The organism is Aquiflexum sp. (assembly GCF_041751335.1).
GTDB lineage: Bacteria > Bacteroidota > Bacteroidia > Cytophagales > Cyclobacteriaceae > Aquiflexum.
On record NZ_JBGSXS010000272.1, the window covers coordinates 1 to 23,148 of the forward strand.

Below are 23,148 nucleotides of genomic sequence, written 5' to 3' on the forward strand. Positions count from 1 at the left end.
AAATTGAAGCCGGTCACAAAATCCAAAAAGGATCTTATCGGTGTAGATGTATTTTTGGATTGGGATGAGGACGGAAGAGATCCCAATATTCTGGGTGAAAAGCTTAGGAAAGCAGATGCCGATGGCATGAAACTGACTTTAATTACCAATAGGGGAGTGAAAGTATTTCCCGGTGGAATGAGAGAAACCTTCTGCACAGACCATTGGAGATGCCGTTTCCAAAATGCCGGACAATCCGTGGTAAGCCATGGCCAAATTTTGGAATTGCTCAAACAAATTAAAGACCTTGGCTTTGATTTTATCAAGACAGAAAACCTTTATGCCTTTGATGGGGTGAGGGCATATAGCTTGGCGCAGGGAGAGTGATTGGAGAAGCGAGAGATTAGAGGCGAGATTTTAGAGCCAAGAGACCAGAACCAAGAATCAAGACAAGCTTTTCCTTGTCATTTCGCCTTCCTGCCGTGGCAGGAACGTAGAGAGAAATCTAATCTCCCCTGAAGGTTTATAGACCTCTCTCCCGTACTGTTGTCGGGAGAGAGGTGACAAGGCAAGGTTTTCTTAAATAACTTTCCTTTTTTTGATGGATAGCTACTTGCATTTAACCTTCCTTGTCATTTCGAACGAAAAGAGAAATCTGATAAGGGATGAGGGTTAATTATGAGAACCAAGAAATAAGAAGGGATTGACCTTGTCCTTTCTTCTGACTTCAATAGCAGGAATGAAGTGATTCATTTGTTGAATTACCGAATTAAATTAAACACAAAAAAACCTGGCAGGGATGTCCGGTTTTTTTTAAAACTTTTCGTTTGAAATTATAGTACATCAGTAATATTGGATATTTTTATTATTTTGATGATCAATTAATTGATAAGAAAAAAACTAAATTAACAAATATGGGAACGGTTGAGCTAAAATCTGATTTGCACAAAATTTTGGATACCATTGAAAATGAGGAGCTACTCAGAACAGTTTATGACTTTTTAAAACAAGGACAGAAAACTGAAAAAGGACAATTTTGGAATACCCTGACTGAGGATCAGAAAAAAGAAGTTTACTTGTCATATGAGCAGTCCCAAGATGATGAAAAGCTTATCAAATGGGATGATATCCTTTCTTTTTTTGATGTAAGACAAAATCCAAATAAGAAATTTAGTTAGAACTTATTGGTTCAGCTTTTTTTTATAGGTCTTGCGTGTGGGCTGCAATAAATATGTTGTATGTTTATAGCATATATGCTGCTAATGAAATGGAAAACAAAGAAAAATCCGTGAGCACCAAATGGTTTCATCCTAAACGAAGCATTCCAAGGGAAAGGAATCCTAAGTGGCGGTTAAAATTGGCCGAAGGGGAATATGAATGGCCGACTCAAATGGACCGTGTAAATATTATCAGAAAAGGGCTTCCTTATGAATCTTTTGAAGTGTTGAGCAAAAGGGCAGATTTACCCGTAAAGCAGGTTTTGCAGCTTTTTGGTATTCCTCAAACTACCTATAATAAGAAAAAGAAAGACAAGGATTTGCTTAGTAGTAGAGACAGCGAGGTTGTTTTGGTCCTGACGGAGTTGTTGGATTATGGATTGGAAGTGTTCAATGATGAAAAGGAAAAATTCCAGCGTTGGTTGAAAAAGCCAAATATTTCATTGGGGGAAGTCGCACCGGAAAGTCTGTTTGATTCATTGACGGGTATTCAGGAAGTCAGAAACTGCCTTAACAGGCTGGAATATGGAAATCTTGCCTGATGAGGGTTTATAGAATCGAAAGGAAGAAATACCTTGAAACCACATTGAGTGGAACAGGTGCTGCTTTGACTGAAGGTTTCCGTTGGAACAGCCCCAACACCTATCTGGTTTACACTTCCGCATCGCGAGCCTTGGCAACTTTGGAAGTTTCTGTTCATTTGGATCTCAGTGAAGACCTGCCAACCGATAGGTATTATGTGGAAATAGAAATTCCTGATCAAGTTGATATTTTGGAGTTAAGGTCCAAAGACCTTCCGGAAAACTGGAGTGCTTATCCCCCCATACCCGAACACAATTTATAGGAGATGATTTTGTGATGGAAAATATAGCAGCGGTTTTGAAAGTGCCCAGTAGTATTGTTCCCCCAGAGTTTAATTATTTGATCAACCCCAACCATACCGAAGCAAAAATGATTAAAGTGGTTTCTGTTGAGTCATTAAGATTTGGTCAGAGGTTTAGGGAGAAGAGGGGGGGATAAAGGGTCCGGAAAAGTAGAAAAATTAGCTCAAGATGATTTAGCTTCATTGGCACAAAGAACCCCGCAAACCCATGGAGAGCACTACAAGTATTTAGGGAATTATTTGGAGATCTTTGAGTTGATGAAAAGGTATTTACCTACCTATAAGTTGGAGGCACCAAAACTGTTAAAAGTACTTGTCTTTAATTACCTTTTTTCAAATGGGGATGCGCACTTCAAAAATTTCTCGATATTGGAAACCCCATTTAGGGATTATAGGCTCAGTCCAGCTTATGATTTACTCAATAGCCGTATTCATATAGAAGATAAAGATTTTGCATTGGACGATGGTCTATTGCCGAGAAATATAGCGCTTGGAAAGGTCAGTTTGCAATTTGCCAAACTAGCAGAGAAAGCAGAAATCAGCGAAAAAACTTTCAATGATATCATGGCATTGATGATTTCAAAATCAGAGTTTGTTGAAAAAATGATCACGGCTTCTTTTCTTAATGACCATACCAAAAGAAACTATTTACAGTCATATCAAGGTCGTTTGAAGCATCTCATTGAAAAATGAGAAAGGATTTTTTTTAACGATACGGTTGGATGACTTTTATGGAAAAAAATTTAAAAGTCCCACCAATAAAAAAGAAAATTGGATGGTCTTTGGGGAAGCGATGAAATTTTTCAATAAAAAAGAGGCTTTTCTCGTCACGCTTTCACAAGAAGATGATTTCGAACAGGATGGGTTTAGGATTAGGGTGCTTCCTTTTCACCAGTTAGAGTGATAAAAAAGTAGACCTGCCAGATTTTCAAAATCTGGCAGGTCTACTCCCGTAACCTTTGAGGTCTGCCCTACCGGGACGCCAGGACCTCGAAGGTTTCCCCCCTTTTAGGATCCAAAGGGTTTAATTAAATGTCAAGACCTTCGGTCTGCCGCGGCGGATCAAAGGTCCAAACGCAGACAAAAAAGACCTCAAAGGTTAAAAAAACCTTCGAGGTCAAGTCTCATATCTCAAATCTCACGTCTCAAATCTACTAAGCTTCTTTCTTCGCCATCCTCGTTCTCTCATTCTCATCCAGATAAATTTTTCTCATACGGATGGATTTTGGAGTGATTTCAAGGTATTCATCCTTTTGGATATATTCCATGGCTTCTTCCAAGGAGAACTTTTTGGCAGGTTGGATTCTTACGTTATCATCAGAACCTGAGGCCCTCATGTTGGTCAGTTTCTTGCCTTTTTGTACGTTGACGACGATATCATTGTCACGGGAGTTTTCACCAATAACCTGACCGGCATATAACTCATCTCCCGGATCGATAAAGAATGTACCCCTATCCTGTAATTTGTCGATGGCATAAGCGGTACATTGCCCACCTTCCATGGATATCAGGGAACCGTTTATTCTTCCCGGGATAGGCCCTTTGAATGGTTCGTATGCTGAGAACCTGTGGTTCATGATAGCTTCACCTTGTGTCATGGTCAACACATTGTTTCTCAATCCAATCAATCCCCTTGAAGGGATTTTGAATTCCAAATGTTGTAAGTCACCCTTAGGTTCCATGACCAACAATTCACCTTTTCTTTGGGTAGCCAGTTCGATTACTTTTCCGGCAGTAGTTTCAGGTACATCCACTACCAAGGTTTCGATAGGCTCATTTTTCACACCATCGATTTCTTTGAAAATCACCTGGGGCTGACCAACCTGCATTTCATAACCTTCCCTTCTCATAGTCTCAATCAATACTGACAAATGGAGGATACCACGTCCGTAAACTAGGAACTTATCCTCGTTGTCAGTAGTCTCCACCCGCAAAGCAAGGTTTTTTTCCATTTCCTTGAAAAGTCTGTCTCTCAGGTGTCTTGAAGTCACAAACTTGCCTTCCTTACCAAAAAATGGTGAGTTGTTGATCGTGAAGAGCATGTTCATCGTAGGCTCATCTATCGAAATTCTTTGAAGCGGTTCAGGATTTTCCAAATCAGCCAAAGTGTCACCGATTTCAAAATCCTCAATTCCTGTAACTGCACAGATATCACCTGCAAGGACTTCTGTGGCCTTAACTTTGCCCAAGCCTTCAAATACATGAAGTTCTTTTACTTTAACTTTTTTGAATACCCCATCAGCTTTGCAGAGTGTCAGTTGTGCACCCTCTTTGATTGTTCCTCTTCTCACCCTTCCGATAGCAATTCGGCCAACAAAAGAAGAGTAATCCAAAGAGGTGATCTGCATTTGCAAGGTACCTGCATCTATCTTAGGTGCCGGGATATGCTCAATGATTGCATCCAAAAGAGGAAGAATGGTATCTGTCGGATTTTGCCAATCGGGTCCCATCCAATTGTTTTTGGCCGAACCATAAAGTGTTTGGAAATTCAGTTGGTCTTCGGTGGCGTCCAAGTTGAACATCAGGTCAAAAACAGCCTCATGGACTTCATCAGGCCTACAGTTTTCTTTGTCCACTTTGTTGACCACCACGATCGGTGTCAATCCCAAAGCCAAAGCTTTGCCCAATACAAAACGTGTCTGAGGCATTGGACCCTCGAAGGCATCTACCAAGAGGATAACCCCATCAGCCATTTTCAATACCCTTTCCACCTCACCGCCGAAGTCAGCGTGACCTGGGGTGTCAATGATATTTATCTTGTGATCTTTGTATCTAACGGAGACGTTTTTTGAAAGAATGGTGATCCCTCTTTCCCTTTCCAGGTCGTTACTGTCAAGGATCAGGTCGTCAAATTGTTGGTTTTCACGGAAGATTTTGGAGATGTGAATGAACTTGTCCACCAAGGTGGTCTTACCGTGGTCAACGTGTGCGATAATCGCAATATTCCGAATATTAAGCATTGTAAAATTGAATTAGGGTGCAAAGGTAGGAAGAATATTTTGTTTCGTACCGCAAGACTTAAAAATCATAATGAAAAGTTAATGGAGGCGGGACTTACACTTACAGGATTGAATACTCTTTCACCATTGATGAAACAGTCCCTAGATTGGCACTTTTGTTTTGGTAAGGTAAAATAGGTTTGTAATCCTAATATTGTTTAGGGTGGGTCTATTGGAATTACAAATTCCATTTATCTGTCCGCGCGATTACAAATCACGAAAAACTTCAATTAATCTTTTTAAATATAAAGTTAAAAAGTAAATATTGTGCGAATCCTGTAACCTATTATTAAAATAGTGTAATACAAAGTTTTATAAAAAATCTTAACATTGTTTATTGTGAAAATTCATCTGCAAATAATTATGAAAACACAACAAAGCAAAATTCAGATCAAGCCTTTGTTTCCGCTTATGTTGATTATACCCATACCATTGCAGCCATCCATCATAATATAAAGCGCTGTGCTGCTCATATGTGATCCTTTTTACAAATACTGATAGGTATGAGCAAAAATAATATTAAAACAACATTATCATGGAATTTATAATGCCCATTTCATTATCAAAAGGTCATGAAGAATTACATGCCATGCTCATGGTCCGATAACTAATGGGGCTTTACCAATCAATTTCTTCGTGTAATACGGTCGATATAAAGAGTTAAAAATAAAAAACTAAAAATATGAAAAACGAAAATTTATATCCAAAAGTAACCAAGGATCTTGCAGATAAAAAGGCAGCTTTGGCTCCTAAAAATATTGAAGCTTGGCGTAATTTCAGCAAAACAGTATTTGAGGAAGGAGCACTTCCCGAAAAGACAAAGCAATTGATTGCCGTTGCTGTTGCACATGTAACGCAATGTCCATATTGCATTCAGTCACACACTACCCAAGCCATGAGAAAAGGAGCGAGCAAAGAGGAAATTATGGAGGCTATTTGGGTTGCCTCAGAAATGCGTGCAGGCGCAGCTTACGCCCATGCAACTATTGCGATGGCTGAGATGGAGAAATAGAAATAGACGTGATGAAAAAGAAATTTAATGAAGCAACCCCGCAGCGCACTACAGACCATCTTTTGGATGCACAATTAGTGCCCATTGACATTCCGGCTTTTATTGAGCAATTAAAACAAGAGTCAACCTGGAAAGAAAGCGATCGGAATGCCATAACTGTTTTTAAAACAGATGGGTTACGCATTGTACTTATAGCTCTTCACGAAGGGGCTGAAATGGCTAAGCATACAGCAAACGGTCATATAAGCGTACAGGTAATTGAAGGAAAAATAAAGTTTACTACTGATCATAAATCTATTGAATTAAACAAGGGGCAAATGCTGGCACTTCATGAGCGTATCCCACACAGCGTACTTGCTATGGAAGAAACTATTTTTTTATTAACCCTTACGGTAACCTTGGAAGATAAAAAAAAATAGTGTAAATAATTAAATTCGGATTTATGAAATGGTCACAATTGAGTAGATTCTGGTGGCGTTGCCATCGTTCCAGGGTTTCAGATTATTTGAAAGTTAATGGCTGGAAAGTAATGCACATCATGGGAATAGGGAAAGAAACAGAACATCCCTTTACTGCACCTGCGGGAATCATAGATGGAATAATGACCTATGGGGAAAATAAAATAATGGGTAAGTCATCTTAAACTTTTTATAATTTTCAAAAGTTGGTTTTTAACACCCGACTATTTAATGGTTACTACTAAATATCATAAGATAAACTTCTGTTGATATTTGGTATACACTTCTCCCTTCAGTGAAATGGGATTTGCCTGTTTTTTTTGTGTGGACAAATGAACTATCCAAAATCCAGAAAATCCCCATATTTCCATACCTTTTTCAGTAATTCCCACATCAAGTAACCCGCTTAAGTTTTCAATCTTAAACCTAATGAAGTGTGCTAAGAGTGAAATATATAATGAATCTTTGAAGATTTGTAATGCCTGACTCTTAAGAGATAACTAAATTACACATTATTAAAAATTATATTCAATGCAGTTAATAAAATGAAAATATTTACAAATAAAATACAAATCAAAGGATTGGAAACACCCCAGGTTTGAAGATGTATTAGTATTAATATTAAATATTTAGGTAATTAATAGAAGTTGTGACCCTTACAATGGCCCTGTAATTAAGGATGCAATTAAAGTGCATTAAAAAAACAGTGTATAGCGTAATGAAACAGAAAAATGAAGACCCAAAACAAGAAATATGGACATCATAGATAATATCATCCAATATTTTAAAAGTGAAAATAAGGAAGAGGAATTGGTTTCTCCTGAGGGCACTTGCCCGGTATGTTGGGGAAAACAAGAGTATGACGGAAAAATCAGAACACTGCTTAAAGATAGACAGATAGACATCAACAATCATCAAGACAGCTATATGATCATTCAAGAATTTATGACACGCAATATAGACGGAATCGAGTTGAAGGAAGGTATTGTTAAGGAGTGTCCAGAATGTTCAATTGAATAGAAAAAGATTGACAATCGAAGAAATAGATGAGGATTTGAAATCATCAACCACCCCTGTTACAAAGTCGCTCCTTCATGGTTCAGGCTTTAAAGTGCTGTTTCAATAGGGCATTTAATAATACTTGTCACCTAATCATTAAAATTAAGAAAATGAAAATAAATAAGAATTGGGTTTTATTTTCTCTTATTAATTTTTTTATAGCCTCAGTAATGGGGTTGATGCTAAGAGGGGCATTTATATGGGAAATCAATTGGTTAGATTATAGGAACTTAATGCATGGTCATTCCCATGTTACCATGTTGGGATGGGTTTATTTAGCACTTTATATTCTTATTGGCCATTGTTTTCTACCAAAAAAAGTATGGGCCAAACCTATTTATTCATGGCTGTTCTGGTTTACACAGATTACGGTGCTTGGGATGATGGTCAGTTTTCCAATTCAGGGCTATGGTGTTGTTTCCATTACCTTCTCTACATTACACATATTGGCAAGTTATCTCTTTTGTTATCTTGTATGGCGTGACCAGGACATCAAAAATCCTCAAATTTCTTTGTTACTCAAGACGGCGCTGGTCCTTTTGGTTTTTTCTACTTTGGGGGTGTGGAGTTTGGGGCCATTGACAATTTCATTGGGAAGGGGCTCTACACTTTATCAGCTGGCCATCCAATTTTATTTGCATTTCCAATTCCATGGATGGTTTACCTTTTCTCTTTTGGCTTTGTTAATGGGCTTGTTATCCCAAAATTCCAATTACAATCACAGCACCTTCAAATGGTTTTATGCCTTGCTTTTGGCATCTGTCATTTTAACCTATGGGCTGGTACTGGAATGGGGTTTGGGGGGGTCTATTCCATTAATATTGAACGGTTTGGGCATAGTATTTCAGTTAGGAGCATTTCTGATGTTTATTAACTTGATTAAGGAAAACAAACCCAATTATTTGAATAATAAATCCTCTTTAGGCAAATCATTTTATGCCCTTGGATTGCTTTCTTGGATGTTCAAAATTATTATCCAATGTGCCGTACTAGTGCCTTCTGTAGCTGTAGTTTCCTTTACCATTCGATCATTTATGGTTGGATTTATCCATTTAACCATGCTTGGTTTTGTTTCGGGACTTTTGTTTGCGCTAATATTTGGGATCGGTCTTGTGAATGAAAGAAAAAAAGTCATGCAGACAGGGAAATACCTATTTGTTATTGGTTTTGTATTAAGTGAATTCCTTTTGTTTGTCCAAGGCCTATTTTATTGGCTACAATGGGGACAGCTTCCGGTATTTTACGAACTGATATTCGGCGCATCTGTCTTGATTCCACTTTCAATTTTATTGATGATCATTTATTTAATAAAAATTCCAATCTATAAATATAATCCTAAGATGATAATAGCTTATTAAAAACACATAATAAACAAATACTCTATGAAAAATCTAACTCTATTCTCGCTTGCTTTATTTAGCATATTGCTTTTTTCCTGTGGCTCAGGCAATAATGAAAGTAATGACGCAACATCTCAAAATCAGGAAATTAATGAGCCCGAAGTCCCAAAATCCATTGCAGAAGGCAAAGGAATAGGGGAAATTACCCAGGTAGAACTATCCGATGAAATAGATACTGGTATGGTCAAAATGGGGAAATCTATATATGATATGAAATGTTCCGCCTGTCACAAGTTAACCGATCAGCGGGTAGTAGGCCCGGGTTTTCAGGGAGTAACAAACAGACGGAAGCCTGAGTGGATCATGAACATGATCACCAATGTAGAAGTCATGCTGGATCAGGATCCTGCTGCCCAAAAAATGCTGGAAGAATGTCTTACCAGAATGCCAAATCAAAATGTTTCTATTGGCGATGCTAGAAACATACTTGAATTTCTCCGGAATAATGACATGGAAACAGCAGGTGAAAAAGATGGTGCTACTTCCTAATACATACAAAAAGAAAGTATTATGAATCGATCAACAATTAATTTACAAATAATCTCAGTGGCAATATTGATGCTTGCATCATGTAGCAACCGGGACACCAGGCAAATAGTCCATGGTGATGCTGCCGAACAAGTCTATGTACCGCCCGGGGAATACGATGAATTTTATGCTTTTTTATCCGGTGGATATAGTGGACAGGTAACTGTATATGGTATCCCTTCGGGAAGAATGTTTAAAGAAATCCCGGTTTTTTCCCAGTATCCTGAAAATGGCTATGGCTATAGTGAAGAAACCAAACCAATGTTCAATACCTCTTATGGGTTTGTACCGTGGGATGATTCTCACCACATTGAACTTTCTCAGCAAAACGGTGAATTTGATGGTAGGTGGTTATTTGTTAATGGAAACAACACCCCAAGGATTGCCCGTGTGGATTTGACCACTTTTGAGACAGTTGAAATTCTAGAAATCCCTGATGTCGCAGGCTTACACTGTGCACCCTTTATTACCGAAAATTCAGAATATTTGGTTTCTGGGACAAGGTTTAGTGTTCCCATACCACAGAAAGATGTTCCGATTGAATCTTTTAAAGAGAATTTCAAGGGATTGATCAACTATGTTTCCGTTGATCCGGAGCATGGTCATATGGAACTTGCCTTCCAAATAGAAATGCCCGGGTTTAATTATGACCTGGCCAGAAATGGCAAAGGTCCGTCACACGGGTGGAGTTTTCTGACGTCCTATAACTCCGAACAGGCACATACCCTTTTGGAAGTTAATGCTTCCCAGATGGATAAGGATTTGATGGCAATCATCAATTGGAAGAAAGCAGAGGAGTGTCTGGCTGCGGGAAAATTTACGGAAAGAACTACGTCCTACTATCATAATTTGCATGATGAGGCTTCCGGCATAGTGAAATCTACAGAATTGACTACCACAAAAATTCTCGATCCTAAAGAATGTCCTGACTTGGTCTATTTTATCCCTGTCCCGAAATCACCTCATGGAGCTGATGTGGATCCAACAGGTGAATATTTGGTCGGCAATGGTAAATTGTCTGCGGATATGTCTGTATATTCTTTTAGTAAAATGATGAAAGCGATTGAAGAAAAGAATTTTGATGGAGAATTTGACGGAATTCCTATAATCAGCTATGAAGCCGGATTACATGGTATAGTCCAAAAACCAGGTTTGGGACCTTTGCATACCGAATTTGATGGTAGAGGAAATGCTTATACCACATTCTTTATCTCGTCGGAGGTGGTAAAATGGAATGTGGAAACTAAGGAAATATTGGATAGGCATCCAGTTTATTATTCGCCCGGGCACCTTACCATTCCAGGCGGCGAAACCCGCAAACCAAACGGAAAATATTTGTTAGCGATGAATAAAATCACAAAAGATAGGTTCTTGCCAACTGGTCCTGAAATGATGCACTCGGCTCAACTGTTTGATATATCCGGGGACAAGATGAAGATGTTACTGGATTTCCCCACCAAGTCAGAGCCCCATTATGCCCAGATTATTGCCGCAGATATGGTAATGCCCAATTCCAAAAAATTCTACCCAATTGAAGAAAACACGCACCCTCATGTCACCTTGGGTGAGGGAAATAGCAGGGTAGAACGAGATGGTGACGAAGTCCATGTCTATATGACTGCTATGAGAAGTCACTTGGCTCCGGATAATATAGAAGGTTTGAAAGTGGGGGATAAGGTTTTCTTTCATGTGACCAATATGGAACAGGATTGGGATATGCCTCATGGTTTTGCCATGCAGGGTGCCAGGAATGCGGAATTGTTGGTAATGCCCGGACAAACCAGGACGCTTTTATGGGAACCTCAGAAAGTGAGTGTATTTGCCTTCTATTGCACAGATTTCTGTTCTGCACTTCACCAGGAAATGTCCGGATATGCAAGAGTATCCGCTCAAGGCTCGGATGTGCCTCTTAAATGGGGTCTTAATGAAGAGCTTAGAGAAAGTCAGCAGGCGGCAAATGCCTTCTATGATCAAGCAAAAACCAATGCAGGCAAATAAAATAAATGTACTGCCACTTTTAATTGGTGGCAGTATCATAAAAAAATATTCAGATGAGAATTTTACCCTCTTCAAGAATTTTGATGATCCTGGCTTTGTTGAGCCTTGGCGCAGTTTTCTTTTTCCCCTTGTGGCAAATACTTTTGGACGCTGCTCAATTTCCAGGAGGATTACAACTTCATATCTGGGTCAATAAAATTTCCGGAACGGACAAGTATATACTTCAAAATATCAATATTCTAAATCATTATATTGGAATGAAATCAATTCACCCGGATTCCATTCCTGAATTGAAATACTTTCCATTTATTATCTATGGATTGTTGGCTTTGGGGCTCGTCGTTGTGGTAATAGACAAGGCCTGGGCATACCTTTCATGGTCCGTCCTTATTTCATTATTGGGGATACTAGGAATTTATGACTTTTACCTTTGGCTATATGATTACGGGCACAATCTTGATCCGACAGCTCCTATAAAAATAGAGGGTATGACCTATCAACCTCCCTTATTCGGTGCCAAGGATCTGCTTAATTTCTATGTTCAATCTTATCCTCATTGGGGGGCAGCCTTTCTTGGTTTGGCTGTTATTATTGCATTTTTGGCTTATTTAAAAAAGATCCATAAACCTAAAATAGATCAACTCGAACCTGCAGATTTAGTAACGAAAGCAACAGGTCAATCGAAACAAAAAAAGGTTAACAATATATTAATCCAAGTTATTGCTGGTTTGCTGTTGGTAGGTTGTGGTATAAATCCAGAACCTATTGTTTTTGGCAAAGATCACTGCGTCTATTGTAAAATGAGCATTGCCGATCCCAAATACGGGGCGGAACTGGTTACCGCTAAAGGTAAGGTATTTAAATTCGATGCATTGGAGTGTATGGTGCCGTATATGCAACAACAGGACAAATCAGACTACGCTTATGTCTTGGGGATAGCCTATGATGATCCCGGCATATTACATCCCGTAGGCAGCATGCATTTTATAATCGCTGAAAAATACAATAGCCCGATGGGTGCTAACTTGGCCGGATTTAAAAATGTGCAGCTTATTGCAAATAATCCGAATCTATTTGATTGGGAAAGCCTAAAAAGTCATTTATCCTCCAGAATCTCCCAGCAGCAGCCATGACCTTTCAGTTTAGAATTTTCCTATTACTATGTTTTTTTGGATTTGGAGAAATTTCAACTTTCGCTGGTACCTGGCATGTTAGGAAAGGTACTGATTTATCCAATATTAAGATGGCGGTTTCCTTAGCACATGACGGTGATACCCTGTTTATCAATAAAGGGCTTTATTTGGAGAATTTGATCGAAATCAACAAACCACTTACTTTAATTGGAATAGACAACCCGGTAATCGACAGTGAGGGTGGGGATGAGATTTTTGTGGTTACATCGGACGATGTGTTGATACATGGATTAACACTCAAAAATATAGGTGTAAGTTTTCTGAAAGACAGGGCGGCTATCAAACTGATTGAAGTAAAGGGGGTAGTTATTCAGAACAATACACTGCTAAACTCTTTTTTTGGTATTTATTTACAAAACACCAGTGATTGCACTATTCGAGATAATGTGGTGACCGGGAAATCAGTGGACGAAATCCATTCGGGTAATGCGATTCATATCTGGAAAAGCAAAAGGATAGAAGTGGTCAACAATCAGTTAAGCCATCACCGCGATGGCATTTATTTGGAATTCGTTGATCAAAGTTTGTTTAAGGGAAACCTCAGCAAAAACAACATGCGCTATGGTATGCATTTTATGTTTTCCAACTATGATACTTATCAGGACAACACTTTTGAGAGAAATGGTGCAGGAGTTGCGGTAATGTTCAGCAAGCATATTAAAATGATAAATAATGTTTTTGTTGATAACTGGGGCGGTGCATCCTACGGAATTCTGTTAAAGGAAATCAGCGACGGATTGGTGTTCAATAATACCTTTGAAAGAAACACAACAGGGGTTTATGCTGAAGGTGCTAACCGGATTACCTTAGAAAACAATAATTTTATCTCCAATGGAAAAGCCATGGACATTAAAGGAAACTGCTTGGACAACAAGATTATTTCAAATAATTTTATCAATAATACTTTTGAAGTTCTTACCAATTCCCGCTCCAACCTAAATCATTTTGAAGGAAATTATTGGGGGCAATATAAGGGGTATGATCTGGATAAAGACGGAATAGGTGATGTGCCCCATAGGCCGGTAAATCTTTTTGCATTGGTCACTGAGAAGATTCCGGCGGCCAACATGCTATTGCATAGTTTTTTAGTAAACAGTTTGGAGATGGCTGAACGTTTGTTTCCATCGATGATTCCGGAGCAATTGGTAGATGAAAAGCCCCTGATTAAGCCCATAAAATATGATTAATATTGATAGACTATATAAAGCTTTTGGCAAGCATCAGGTTTTGGATAATATATGTTTGGATTTTGAAAAAGGTCAAAGCGTGGCATTGATTGGTCCCAATGGATCTGGAAAGACAACTTTGATTAAGATTATATTGGGTCTCGTGGGAGCGAACAACGGCACAACGACAGTAGGTGGTAGATCCATTAAAGGACAGAGTGATTATAGAAAGCAGATTGGTTACATGCCCCAAATGAGCAGCTTTCCGGATAACATGTCTGTCAGGCAACTTTTCACCATGATGAAAAAACTTCGGTCCGATGTGGGTAATCAGGCATATGATCTTGACTTATACCGAGCATATAATATTGAAGGAATGGGTAAAAAGCGGCTCGGGATCCTTTCTGGAGGTATGAAGCAAAAAGTCAGTGCTGCACTGGCCTTCCTTTTTGATCCTCAGATACTGATTCTGGATGAACCTACCGCAGGGTTGGATCCAATATCCAATGAGATTTTAAAGGATAAATTAAAGGCACAAATCGATGCCGGAAAACTGGTTTTGATTACTTCACATATTTTAAATGACCTGGATGAAATAACTACACATGTTGCGTATTTAATAGATGGAAAAGTTAGGTTTTATAGAAGCCTTGAGCAGTTAAAAAAGGAAACTTCAGAATCTCGACTTAACAGAATAATTGCCCAAATTTTAAAGACAGATGAGGCGTATGCTAAAGATAACTAAATTTGTCATTCTGGATTTATTCCGCAATTGGATTCTTTTTTTGTATATGGCTTTCCTTGCGATAGCTGTCTTTGGGTTCTTTATGTTGGAGGGACAAGGTGACAAAGCGATACTTGGAATCTTTAACTTGGTACTATTGGTTGTGCCGATGATCACGGTGATTTTTTCTACGATTTACTATTACAACATGTATGAATTTATCGTCCTTTTATTGGCTCAGCCACTTAAAAGAAGAGCGGTTCTGGGAAGTATTTTTTTAGGCCTGGCCATTTCCTTTGGCCTTATTCTATTGCTGGGGCTAGGCTTGCCACTATTGCTGATGCATCCTTCGGAAATTTCCTTCCTGGTGCTCATCGTATCCTTAATGCTGACGATGGTCTTCATATCACTGGCGCTGTTGGGAGGTATTCTAAGCAGGGATAAGGCAAAGGGGATTGGAATATCGTTGTTGTTTTGGGTGTATTTTGTAATAATATATGATGGAATTATTCTTTTGCTGATGTACAACTTCAGTGATTACCCCATAGAAAAAGGTATCCTTTTTGTCACTTTTCTCAACCCTGTTGATCTGGGCAGAATAGTGGTGCTAATGCAGACCGAGGCTGCAGCTTTGATGGGGTATAGTGGTGCTATTTTCAACCTGTTTTTCAGTGATTGGAAGGGTATAATAGGCAGCATAATTGTCTTACTGTTGTGGTCATTCATTCCGGTTTTGGGGGCATTCAGGATTTTCAACCGAAAGGACCTTTAAAAAGGGTTTAATAAATGTTCACTGAGCTATTGGAACTACAGATTCCTTAGACCTATCCCTGCGATTTCAAAGGATAGTCTTCTGATTTGTGAGAAACCTGTAACCTATTATTAAAATTGTGTAATGCAAAGCGCATTAAAAAAACTTAAAATTGTTTATTGTGAAAATTCATTTGCAAAGACGATATAATCACATCAAAGGATAAAAAAACAGATTTTTTTTAAACTTTCATACACCAATCTTATTAAATTTTAGTTCACTGTCAGCTATTATCCATTGTGGGCCCTGTGATATTTCATTGCTTAAGGATTCTTGTAAAGCTGCTTATAGTCAAATAGATAGAATTAAACAACCATCATGACAGATATAAAATGAAGCAAAAACAATTGATACTTATACTTTTAATTTTAAATCCTTTCTCACTGATGGCCCAGTCGGATTCCATAGATACCGAAAATTGGTTGAGCAGTCCTGGGATTATCGGTACATTAGTATTAATGGCTATTATCCTGATAGTAGCCGTTTTGATTATTGTTGCCAGGCTTAACAGTTACGTTAGCGGACTTAATGAAAAAAGACAAAGAAATCAAAGGCTTGAATTTAGTGAAGAATTAGCTAATCTGGAGGAAGGTGATATTGACAATATTCTGGAAAAGCGCAAACAGTCCCTCAAATATCAACTTAAAGGTACTGAGTTGGGCAGCGACTATGAAGCTAAAGATGAAAAGGGCCTTATTCAAGCAGTAACCAACGAGCCGGATAATCCCATAGCAGATGAAAAAAAGCGTGCCGGCGAAGCATTGGAAACCCCGGAAAAACTTAAACAACTCGTCGTATTTTATATTGGAGCGGCTGCGTTTTGGCTGGTTTTCGGCACATTGGTGGGTCAGTATTTAGGGATGAAGTTTATTTGGCCGGAATTGGACAATATTTCCTGGCTCTCCTTTGGCAGATTACGACCGGTACACACCAATGCTGTATTCTGGGGTTGGGCATCTTTGGCAATGTATGGATTGGGTTATTTTGTTATAGCCAGGACCAGTAACACAAAAATCTACAATTATATATGGGGATGGTTTGCATTTGTGTTGATTAACCTAGCCGTATTACTTGGTTCGCTATTTCTGATGGGCGGAATCAACAATGGAGGTGGAGAATACCGAGAGTACATCTGGCCAGTGATGTTGCTTTTCGCTATAGGACTTGTTATCAATTTCTTAAATTTTTATAAGACAGTCGCCAACCGGAAGATTTCCGAAATTTACGTATCGAATTGGTACATATTGGGCGCCATGGTGTGGACCATTGTGTTAATAATAATTGGCTATTTGCCTTTCTACCAAAACGGTCTGGGCGAAACCGTGACCCAGGGATATTACATGCATCAGGGTGTGGGCATGTGGTTCATGACATTTACCTTAGGGCTCCTCTATTACTACTTGCCGGCAGCGCTGAACAAACCCATCTATTCTTATTCTTTGGGCGTTTTGGCTTTCTGGACACAGATGCTTTTCTATACCATGATCGGCACACATCACTTTGTGTTTAGTCCGCTTCCTTGGTGGCTGCAAACAGTGGCAATTGTTTTCAGCGCAGGAATGCTAATTCCTGTAATAGCAGGAACCACTAACTTCCTGATGACCATGAAAGGCAGCTTTCATCAAATTTCCAAAAGTTATATCTTGCCCTTTTTCCTGGTAGGTGTAATTTATTACTTTGTCGGATCCGCACAGGGTAGCTTACAGGCTTTCCGTTTCACCAACTACGTCTGGCACTTTACCGATTTCAATGTGGCTCATTCCCACATTACTATGTATGGTATCATCACCTTTATGCTATGGGCGTGTATATATGCCATACTTCCCCGTATCACCGGAAAAGAGCCTCCACAGTTATTGGTGGGGGCACATTTCTGGTTGGCCTTTATCGGACTTTTTGCTTATGCGATTTCATTGATGGCCGGAGGGACTCTCAAAGGTTTGAGCTGGGTGGAGGGATTACCTTTCATAGAGTCCGTAATCATGATGAAGCAATATTGGGTATCCAGAGCAATCGGAGGTACGCTCATGTTTATCTCACACCTTATTTTTGCATACAATATTTACCTGATGGTGAGGCAAGATAACGGTGTAAAAAGCAATATAAAAAGCAGTGCAGACCTAAAAGAATCCAAAGCTCATGTTTAATGTTCATAAAAATCTTAGAAATTTAGTCTTTATTTCTTTTCTGGGCTTTCTCATATTAAGTCTTGGGGTAGCAATATTCCCGGCCTACCAGATGCAGAACAATACAGCGCCTTTGGCAGAGATGGAGCCCATGAGTGAAGCTGAACTTCGGGGATTGCATTTATTCATTAAAGAAGGCTGTGTAGCTTGTCATACCCAGCAGGTCAGAAGTATAGAGATGGATAAAACCTGGGGTACCCGGCCATCCATTCCTTCGGATTACTATTACAGCAAACAGCGCATGGACATCTGGCGACAGTCGCCTTCCTTGTTGGGAAGTGAGCGTACAGGTCCTGACCTGACCGAAATTGGAAAGCGACAGCCAAGCGAAGACTGGCATTTGCTGCATTTATATAATCCCCGCATTGTAGTGCCGGCGTCCATTATGCCGTCTTACCCATGGATGTTTGAAGAAAAGACCGCCCCGAGCGAGGATGAAAAAGTAATACCCGTGCCAGCTGAGTATAAAAAAAAGGGAACAGTGATAACACCAAAACAGGATGCCATGGATCTGGTGGCTTACCTGCAATCACTCAAGCAGGCGGCACTCACAGGTCAGCAGCCGGAATTTATTCCATCAAAAAGAAAAAAACTGGAAGAAACCATTGCTGCCATAGGTGTTCCGGGGCAAAAACAACTTCCTGATGGAAAAAACTTGTATATGGCAACCTGTTCAGCCTGTCACCAAGCGAATGGTACTGGCTTGCCGGGGGCTTTTCCATCCCTGATTGGAAGTCCGGTCGTGAATGACTCAGACCCGGAGATGCTGGTAAGGATCATTTTGCAAGGCTATGATGCCCGTCCGGAATTTGCTCAGATGCCAGGCTTTGCCGATCAGTTAAGCGATATGGAGATTGCCGCTGTCGCTAATCATGAACGAAAAAGTTGGGGAAATGATGCCCCGGAAATAACAGCTGAGAATGTTAAAAAAATCAGGGATTTTGTCAAGGATCAAATTCAATAATTATGAGAAATATAAAGAAGTTCAGTTTGGCCACAATTTTCGCTTTAATAGGTTCGATGCCTTCAGTTTTAGCCTGCGAATTGTGTAAGCAAAACCAGCCCAAAATGCTGAAAAATATAACCCATGGTACCGGGCCGCAAAGCGAGTGGGATTATGTAATCATCATCATTGGAATTATTATCGTTTGCCTCACACTTTTTTACAGTGTGAAATTTCTCGTAAGACCCCAAGAAAAAGATCCCGACCATATTAAAAATATTGTTGTGAATGAAGGAAGACTGGTAAATGAATCCGACAGCTATAGCTGAATCGACTATTAAACATGAATTTACTATGACAAACAAAATAATTATAGATGGGCAATTTGATGACAGCAGAATCATTAAAGTATTCCTGAACGATGAAGAAAAGCCTTTTGCCGAATTTCACCCACCTGTCAAATTTGTGCTGGATACCACCAAAATACCTGATGGCAAGCATCGGTTGAGGATCGTGGCAAAGTCTTCCAATAATGTGGAAGGTGTCAAAGAAATCCCGTTTGAAGTTCGCAACGGTCCGGAAATATCTGTAGTTGGGTTAAAATCCGGTGAGATAGTGGACAATCAAGTTGCTATAATTCTCAATGCTTATGGTAGTGAGAGAAAAGATGAATTCATTGTTACGGGTTCCGAAACTCCAAAGGGAATTCCAGCTTGGGTTTGGGCTTTGGTAGTGGCTTTTATTGGCTTTGCACTTTTCTATTTCATCATGTATTCAACTCCGGAATTTTACAAATCTTTTTTCTGATAGGAGCAAAGAAAGATATCATTTAACTTGAGGGTTTTAAATAGCCTCTGGATAGTTTTTATGGCTACGATTTTATAGAATAACAAAAAAAATGAGACATACTTATCATATTCAAGGAATGACGTGCAAGGGATGTTCCGGTCATGTAGAAAAAATACTTTCAAATGTGAAAGGGGTTTCAAAAGCATCAGTTGATTTAGAAAAGGCTGAAGCCTCCATCGAAATGGAAAAACATATTCCATTTGAAACATTTCAAGAGGCTTTAAAAAATGATGGTGCAACATATAGTATTCATAAATCCGGCGGGCATCAACATCATCCGGAAGCTAAAAAAGAGAAATTAAATGGAAAAGGCACGGGCACATTTTATTGCCCGATGCATTGCGAAGGCGATAAAACCTATGACAAAGCAGGCGATTGTCCGGTCTGTGGAATGGATTTAGTCGAAGAGCAAAATATATCGGGCACCTCGTCAGAACAATGGACCTGCCCAATGCACCCGGAAATAGTAAAAGATGAAGCCGGTGCCTGTCCTATTTGCGGTATGGATTTGGTGCCACTACAAGCTGACCTCTCAGCGGAAGAAAAAACATACAAAAACCTGTTAAGGAAATTTTGGATAGCATCAGTTTTCACGTTACCTATCTTCCTGATCGCAATGAGTGAAATGATTTCCAACAATCCATTATATCAAATACTGGAACAAAAACATTGGAATTGGATTCAGTTTGCATTGTCCATTCCAGTGGTGTTTTATGCCACTTGGATGTTTTTTGAGCGTGCTTATAAAAGTATTAAAACGTGGAATCTCAATATGTTTACCCTGATCGGAATCGGGGCCGGGGTGGCTTGGTTATTTAGTGTGTTTGGAATGCTTTTTCCGGATATATTTCCAGTACAGTTTAAAACCGAATCAGGTGCAGTTCACGTCTATTTTGAAGCTGCAACTGTAATTTTAACCCTTGTACTTCTCGGACAATTATTGGAAGCCCGTGCCCATAGCAAAACCAATTCGGCGGTAAAAGAACTTTTAAAATTAGCACCTAACAAAGCTATTAAAATAGTCAATGGTGAAGAAGTAGAAGTGAGTATCGACAAAATAGAATTAGGGGATATCTTAAAAGTAAAACCTGGCGAAAAAATACCTGTAGATGGTATAATTTCAGAAGGCGAAACCACCATTGACGAATCCATGATTACGGGAGAACCTATTCCTGTAAATAAAGCCGAGGGAGATAAAGTAAGCAGTGGCACAATTAATGGCAACCAATCTTTTCTGATGAAAGCAGAAAAAGTAGGTAGCGACACTTTACTATCCCAGATCATTCATATGGTGAATAATGCCAGTAGAAGTCGTGCCCCTATTCAGAATTTGGCAGATAAAGTTTCAGGCTATTTTGTTCCGGTTGTCGTCCTTATTTCTTTGCTCACCTTTGCGGTTTGGGCTATTTGGGGACCGGAACCTGCTTATGTATTTGCGTTTGTGAATGCCATTGCTGTGTTGATTATTGCCTGTCCCTGTGCTTTAGGGTTGGCAACACCAATGTCCGTTATGGTTGGTGTTGGCAAAGGCGCCCAAAATGGGGTGTTGATCAAAAATGCCGAAGCACTCGAAAAGCTAAACAAGGTAGATACCTTGATCATTGACAAAACAGGCACCATAACCGAAGGCAAACCCACAGTAGAAAAAATGGGTGCTTTTGATAATGGTTTCAGTGAAAGCGAAGTGCTTCAATATATCGTTTCATTAAACAGCAATAGCGAGCACCCATTAGCTGAAGCAACGGTGAAATATGGTAAAGAACAAAGCGTAGATATTCTAAAATCTGAAAATTTCAGTGCTGTAACAGGCAAAGGTGTTGAGGCAATAGTTGAAGATAAAAAAGTTGCATTGGGCAATCCGAAAATGATGGAATATGCTAATGCAGAAATTACTTCTACAATGCAGGAAGAGGCTAAAAAATACCAGCAGCAGGGTAAAACAGTTTCATACCTGTCTGTTGATCAAACAGTAGCTGGCTATGTGGTGATTGGCGATAAAATAAAGACCACAAGTGCGAAAGCCATTGCCGAACTTCAAAAACAAGGTATCGATGTGATTATGCTGACAGGCGATAATCACGACACCGCAAAAGCCGTTGCTGACGAACTCAATTTAGCAGATTTTAAAGCCAGTATGCTTCCAGAAGATAAAATGAATGAAGTGGAAAAACTGCAACAACAGGGCAAAGTGGTGGCAATGGCGGGTGATGGTATAAATGATGCCCCTGCTTTGGCAAAAAGTGATGTAGGTATTGCCATGGGAACAGGTACAGACGTTGCCATTGAAAGCGCAATGATAACGCTGATAAAAGGCGATTTGCAGGGCATTGTAAAAGCACGCAATTTGAGTCACTCAGTAATGATAAACATCAAGCAAAACCTGTTTTTTGCACTTATATACAATACCCTAGGTATTCCGATTGCAGCAGGTTTGTTATTTCCTTTTTTTGGGATATTACTATCACCCATGATAGCGGCATTGGCAATGAGTTTTAGCTCTGTATCTGTTATAGGCAATGCTTTACGGTTAAGGACCGTTGATATTTAATTATTCCCCGCTGTTCGCCATTCCCGCTGTTCGACATTTGTAATGGCGAACGACAGATAATCAGGATTTGTAATCCTGGTCTCATTTACGGAGGGTTCTATGGGAATTACAAATTCCATTTATCTGTCCTCGCGATTGCAAATCACGAGGAGCGGCGGAGCAGCTCCAAGAATTGATTTTTTACCACCCTGATATTTTCTTATCATGGAATCATGCAATATAAACTAATTATAGTGTAATGCATAAACCTTATATGTCACGTACTTTTATTAAAGTAAGTTTTAAACTATATAACCAATTCTGATTCATATAATTGAAGAATGCTTTTGGAAATGCTATCATGACATTAAATACTTTATCAAAGATGAAAAAATTAGAAAATAAAGTAGCAATTGTTACTGGTGGTGCAGGTAGTATTGGTAGAAATACTGCTAAACTTTTTTTAGATGAGGGAGCTAAAGTACTTTTGGTAGATTTAAATGAAGAGGTACTTAAAAAAGCTGTTGAAGAATTGGGCGGAAAAGATGTCAGTTATTGTGTGGCGGATGTATCCAAATCAGAAGACGTTCAAAAATACGCTGACAAAGCTGTGGAATATTTCGGGAAAATCGATGTCTTTTTTAACAATCCGGGAATTGAGGGAGTAGAAGAACCAATTGTTGACTATTCAAAAGAAATCTTTGACAAAGTAATTGCAGTCAACGAAAGAGGCGTTTGGTTGAGAAATAAATACGTATTGCCACAAATGAATGTCGGTGGCAGCATCATATCATTATCAGGTTTGGTCGGAGGCCCATATATAAGCGCTTATATCACACGTGAACATATTTGTGTGGGAATTTTGCAGGTATTGTCTGTGGAAGCCGATCTCAAAAAAATAAAGGTAAATAGCATATATTCTTCTCCCTTTTTTAACCGAAAGATGCGCTCACCGGATGAAGGATTTTCCAGGGGGCAGGGATCAGAGGTAAAAGTAAATCTTGAATTGGCTATTCCTCTGTGGCAATATGTACAGCCCAATGAAATAGCAGAACTTGTATTGTTTTTAGCTAGCGATGATAATCAGTTTACAACTGGCACCTCTCAGTTATTTGATGGTGGAATGACTGTAAATTAAATAATGATCAAGGTTCTATTGGAATTACAAATTCCAATCATCTGTTAACGGGATTGCAAAATCCGAGGAGCGGAAGTT

At 39.2% G+C, this 23,148-nt stretch carries 23 protein-coding genes and 1 pseudogene; 23 read left to right on the forward strand and 1 reads right to left on the reverse strand.

The features are described from left to right. The 6 genes and pseudogenes from ACEW8U_RS14870 to ACEW8U_RS14895 form a co-directional block, all read left to right on the forward strand. A pseudogene (locus ACEW8U_RS14870) lies at window positions 1–366 on the forward strand (NADP-dependent isocitrate dehydrogenase); the annotation flags it as partial. Window positions 367–893: 527 nt separating this feature from the next. Beyond that, the gene (locus ACEW8U_RS14875; protein ID WP_373522839.1) at window positions 894–1,157 is read left to right on the forward strand and encodes a hypothetical protein; all 264 of its coding nucleotides are present in this window, start codon (window positions 894–896) and stop codon (window positions 1,155–1,157) included. 53 nt (window positions 1,158–1,210) lie between these two features. Beyond that, a complete protein-coding gene (locus ACEW8U_RS14880; protein ID WP_373522840.1) occupies window positions 1,211–1,738 on the forward strand; it encodes an antitoxin Xre/MbcA/ParS toxin-binding domain-containing protein in 528 nt (175 codons plus the stop codon). Further along, the gene (locus tag ACEW8U_RS14885; protein WP_373522841.1) at window positions 1,738–2,040 is read left to right on the forward strand and encodes an RES family NAD+ phosphorylase; all 303 of its coding nucleotides are present in this window, start codon (window positions 1,738–1,740) and stop codon (window positions 2,038–2,040) included. The genes ACEW8U_RS14880 and ACEW8U_RS14885 overlap by 1 nt, the downstream gene beginning before the upstream one ends. 14 nt (window positions 2,041–2,054) lie before the next feature. Continuing rightward, the gene (locus tag ACEW8U_RS14890) at window positions 2,055–2,216 is read left to right on the forward strand and encodes a hypothetical protein (protein WP_373522842.1); all 162 of its coding nucleotides are present in this window, start codon (window positions 2,055–2,057) and stop codon (window positions 2,214–2,216) included. Next, on the forward strand, window positions 2,182–2,772 hold the full coding sequence (locus ACEW8U_RS14895; protein WP_373522843.1) for a HipA domain-containing protein: 591 nt from the start codon (window positions 2,182–2,184) through the stop codon (window positions 2,770–2,772). Before ACEW8U_RS14890 ends, ACEW8U_RS14895 begins: the two co-directional genes overlap by 35 nt. Window positions 2,773–3,233: 461 nt before the next feature. Here the strand turns inward: ACEW8U_RS14895 and typA are convergent, their stop codons facing one another. Continuing rightward, complete coding sequence (typA, locus tag ACEW8U_RS14900) at window positions 3,234–5,039, reverse strand: translational GTPase TypA (RefSeq protein ID WP_373522844.1); 1,806 nt, start codon at window positions 5,037–5,039, stop codon at window positions 3,234–3,236. A gap of 721 nt (window positions 5,040–5,760) precedes the next feature. On the opposite strand from typA, the gene ACEW8U_RS14905 reads away from it, so the two are divergent. The 17 genes from ACEW8U_RS14905 (at window position 5,761) to ACEW8U_RS14985 (ending at window position 23,070) form a co-directional block, all read left to right on the forward strand. Continuing rightward, window positions 5,761–6,090, forward strand: coding sequence for a carboxymuconolactone decarboxylase family protein (locus tag ACEW8U_RS14905; RefSeq protein ID WP_373522845.1), 330 nt, complete (start codon window positions 5,761–5,763; stop codon window positions 6,088–6,090). Window positions 6,091–6,101: 11 nt separating this feature from the next. Next, window positions 6,102–6,509, forward strand: a complete 408-nt coding sequence (locus ACEW8U_RS14910) for a cupin domain-containing protein (RefSeq protein ID WP_373522846.1) — start codon at window positions 6,102–6,104, stop codon at window positions 6,507–6,509. A 23-nt stretch (window positions 6,510–6,532) separates the two neighbouring features. Beyond that, complete coding sequence (locus tag ACEW8U_RS14915; protein WP_373522847.1) at window positions 6,533–6,733, forward strand: hypothetical protein; 201 nt, start codon at window positions 6,533–6,535, stop codon at window positions 6,731–6,733. 568 nt (window positions 6,734–7,301) lie between these two features. Next, a complete protein-coding gene (locus tag ACEW8U_RS14920; RefSeq protein ID WP_373522848.1) occupies window positions 7,302–7,568 on the forward strand; it encodes a hypothetical protein in 267 nt (88 codons plus the stop codon). Window positions 7,569–7,717: 149 nt separating this feature from the next. Continuing rightward, the gene (locus tag ACEW8U_RS14925) at window positions 7,718–8,965 is read left to right on the forward strand and encodes a hypothetical protein (RefSeq protein ID WP_373522849.1); all 1,248 of its coding nucleotides are present in this window, start codon (window positions 7,718–7,720) and stop codon (window positions 8,963–8,965) included. 24 nt (window positions 8,966–8,989) lie between these two features. Next, the gene (locus tag ACEW8U_RS14930; protein WP_373522850.1) at window positions 8,990–9,496 is read left to right on the forward strand and encodes a c-type cytochrome; all 507 of its coding nucleotides are present in this window, start codon (window positions 8,990–8,992) and stop codon (window positions 9,494–9,496) included. Between the two features lie 21 nt (window positions 9,497–9,517). Continuing rightward, complete coding sequence (nosZ, locus tag ACEW8U_RS14935; protein ID WP_373522851.1) at window positions 9,518–11,533, forward strand: Sec-dependent nitrous-oxide reductase; 2,016 nt, start codon at window positions 9,518–9,520, stop codon at window positions 11,531–11,533. 53 nt (window positions 11,534–11,586) lie between these two features. Then, on the forward strand, window positions 11,587–12,666 hold the full coding sequence (locus ACEW8U_RS14940; RefSeq protein ID WP_373522852.1) for a hypothetical protein: 1,080 nt from the start codon (window positions 11,587–11,589) through the stop codon (window positions 12,664–12,666). Continuing rightward, a complete protein-coding gene (locus ACEW8U_RS14945) occupies window positions 12,612–13,913 on the forward strand; it encodes a nitrous oxide reductase family maturation protein NosD (protein ID WP_373522853.1) in 1,302 nt (433 codons plus the stop codon). Before ACEW8U_RS14940 ends, ACEW8U_RS14945 begins: the two co-directional genes overlap by 55 nt. Further along, complete coding sequence (locus ACEW8U_RS14950; RefSeq protein ID WP_373522854.1) at window positions 13,906–14,637, forward strand: ABC transporter ATP-binding protein; 732 nt, start codon at window positions 13,906–13,908, stop codon at window positions 14,635–14,637. Before ACEW8U_RS14945 ends, ACEW8U_RS14950 begins: the two co-directional genes overlap by 8 nt. Continuing rightward, complete coding sequence (locus tag ACEW8U_RS14955) at window positions 14,621–15,388, forward strand: ABC transporter permease subunit (protein ID WP_373522855.1); 768 nt, start codon at window positions 14,621–14,623, stop codon at window positions 15,386–15,388. Before ACEW8U_RS14950 ends, ACEW8U_RS14955 begins: the two co-directional genes overlap by 17 nt. Before the next feature lie 425 nt (window positions 15,389–15,813). Continuing rightward, window positions 15,814–17,574, forward strand: coding sequence for a cbb3-type cytochrome c oxidase subunit I (locus tag ACEW8U_RS14960; protein WP_373522856.1), 1,761 nt, complete (start codon window positions 15,814–15,816; stop codon window positions 17,572–17,574). After that, the gene (locus ACEW8U_RS14965) at window positions 17,567–18,577 is read left to right on the forward strand and encodes a cbb3-type cytochrome c oxidase subunit II (protein WP_373522857.1); all 1,011 of its coding nucleotides are present in this window, start codon (window positions 17,567–17,569) and stop codon (window positions 18,575–18,577) included. The genes ACEW8U_RS14960 and ACEW8U_RS14965 overlap by 8 nt, the downstream gene beginning before the upstream one ends. 104 nt (window positions 18,578–18,681) lie before the next feature. Continuing rightward, window positions 18,682–18,885, forward strand: coding sequence for a hypothetical protein (locus tag ACEW8U_RS14970; protein WP_373522858.1), 204 nt, complete (start codon window positions 18,682–18,684; stop codon window positions 18,883–18,885). Window positions 18,886–18,910: 25 nt separating this feature from the next. After that, window positions 18,911–19,363, forward strand: a complete 453-nt coding sequence (locus ACEW8U_RS14975; RefSeq protein WP_373522859.1) for a cytochrome C — start codon at window positions 18,911–18,913, stop codon at window positions 19,361–19,363. Window positions 19,364–19,454: 91 nt separating this feature from the next. Continuing rightward, window positions 19,455–21,953: a heavy metal translocating P-type ATPase gene (locus ACEW8U_RS14980; protein WP_373522860.1), complete on the forward strand. Its 2,499-nt coding sequence runs from the start codon at window positions 19,455–19,457 to the stop codon at window positions 21,951–21,953. 364 nt (window positions 21,954–22,317) lie between these two features. Beyond that, the gene (locus ACEW8U_RS14985) at window positions 22,318–23,070 is read left to right on the forward strand and encodes an SDR family NAD(P)-dependent oxidoreductase (RefSeq protein WP_373522861.1); all 753 of its coding nucleotides are present in this window, start codon (window positions 22,318–22,320) and stop codon (window positions 23,068–23,070) included. The last annotated feature ends 78 nt before the right edge of the window (window positions 23,071–23,148 follow it).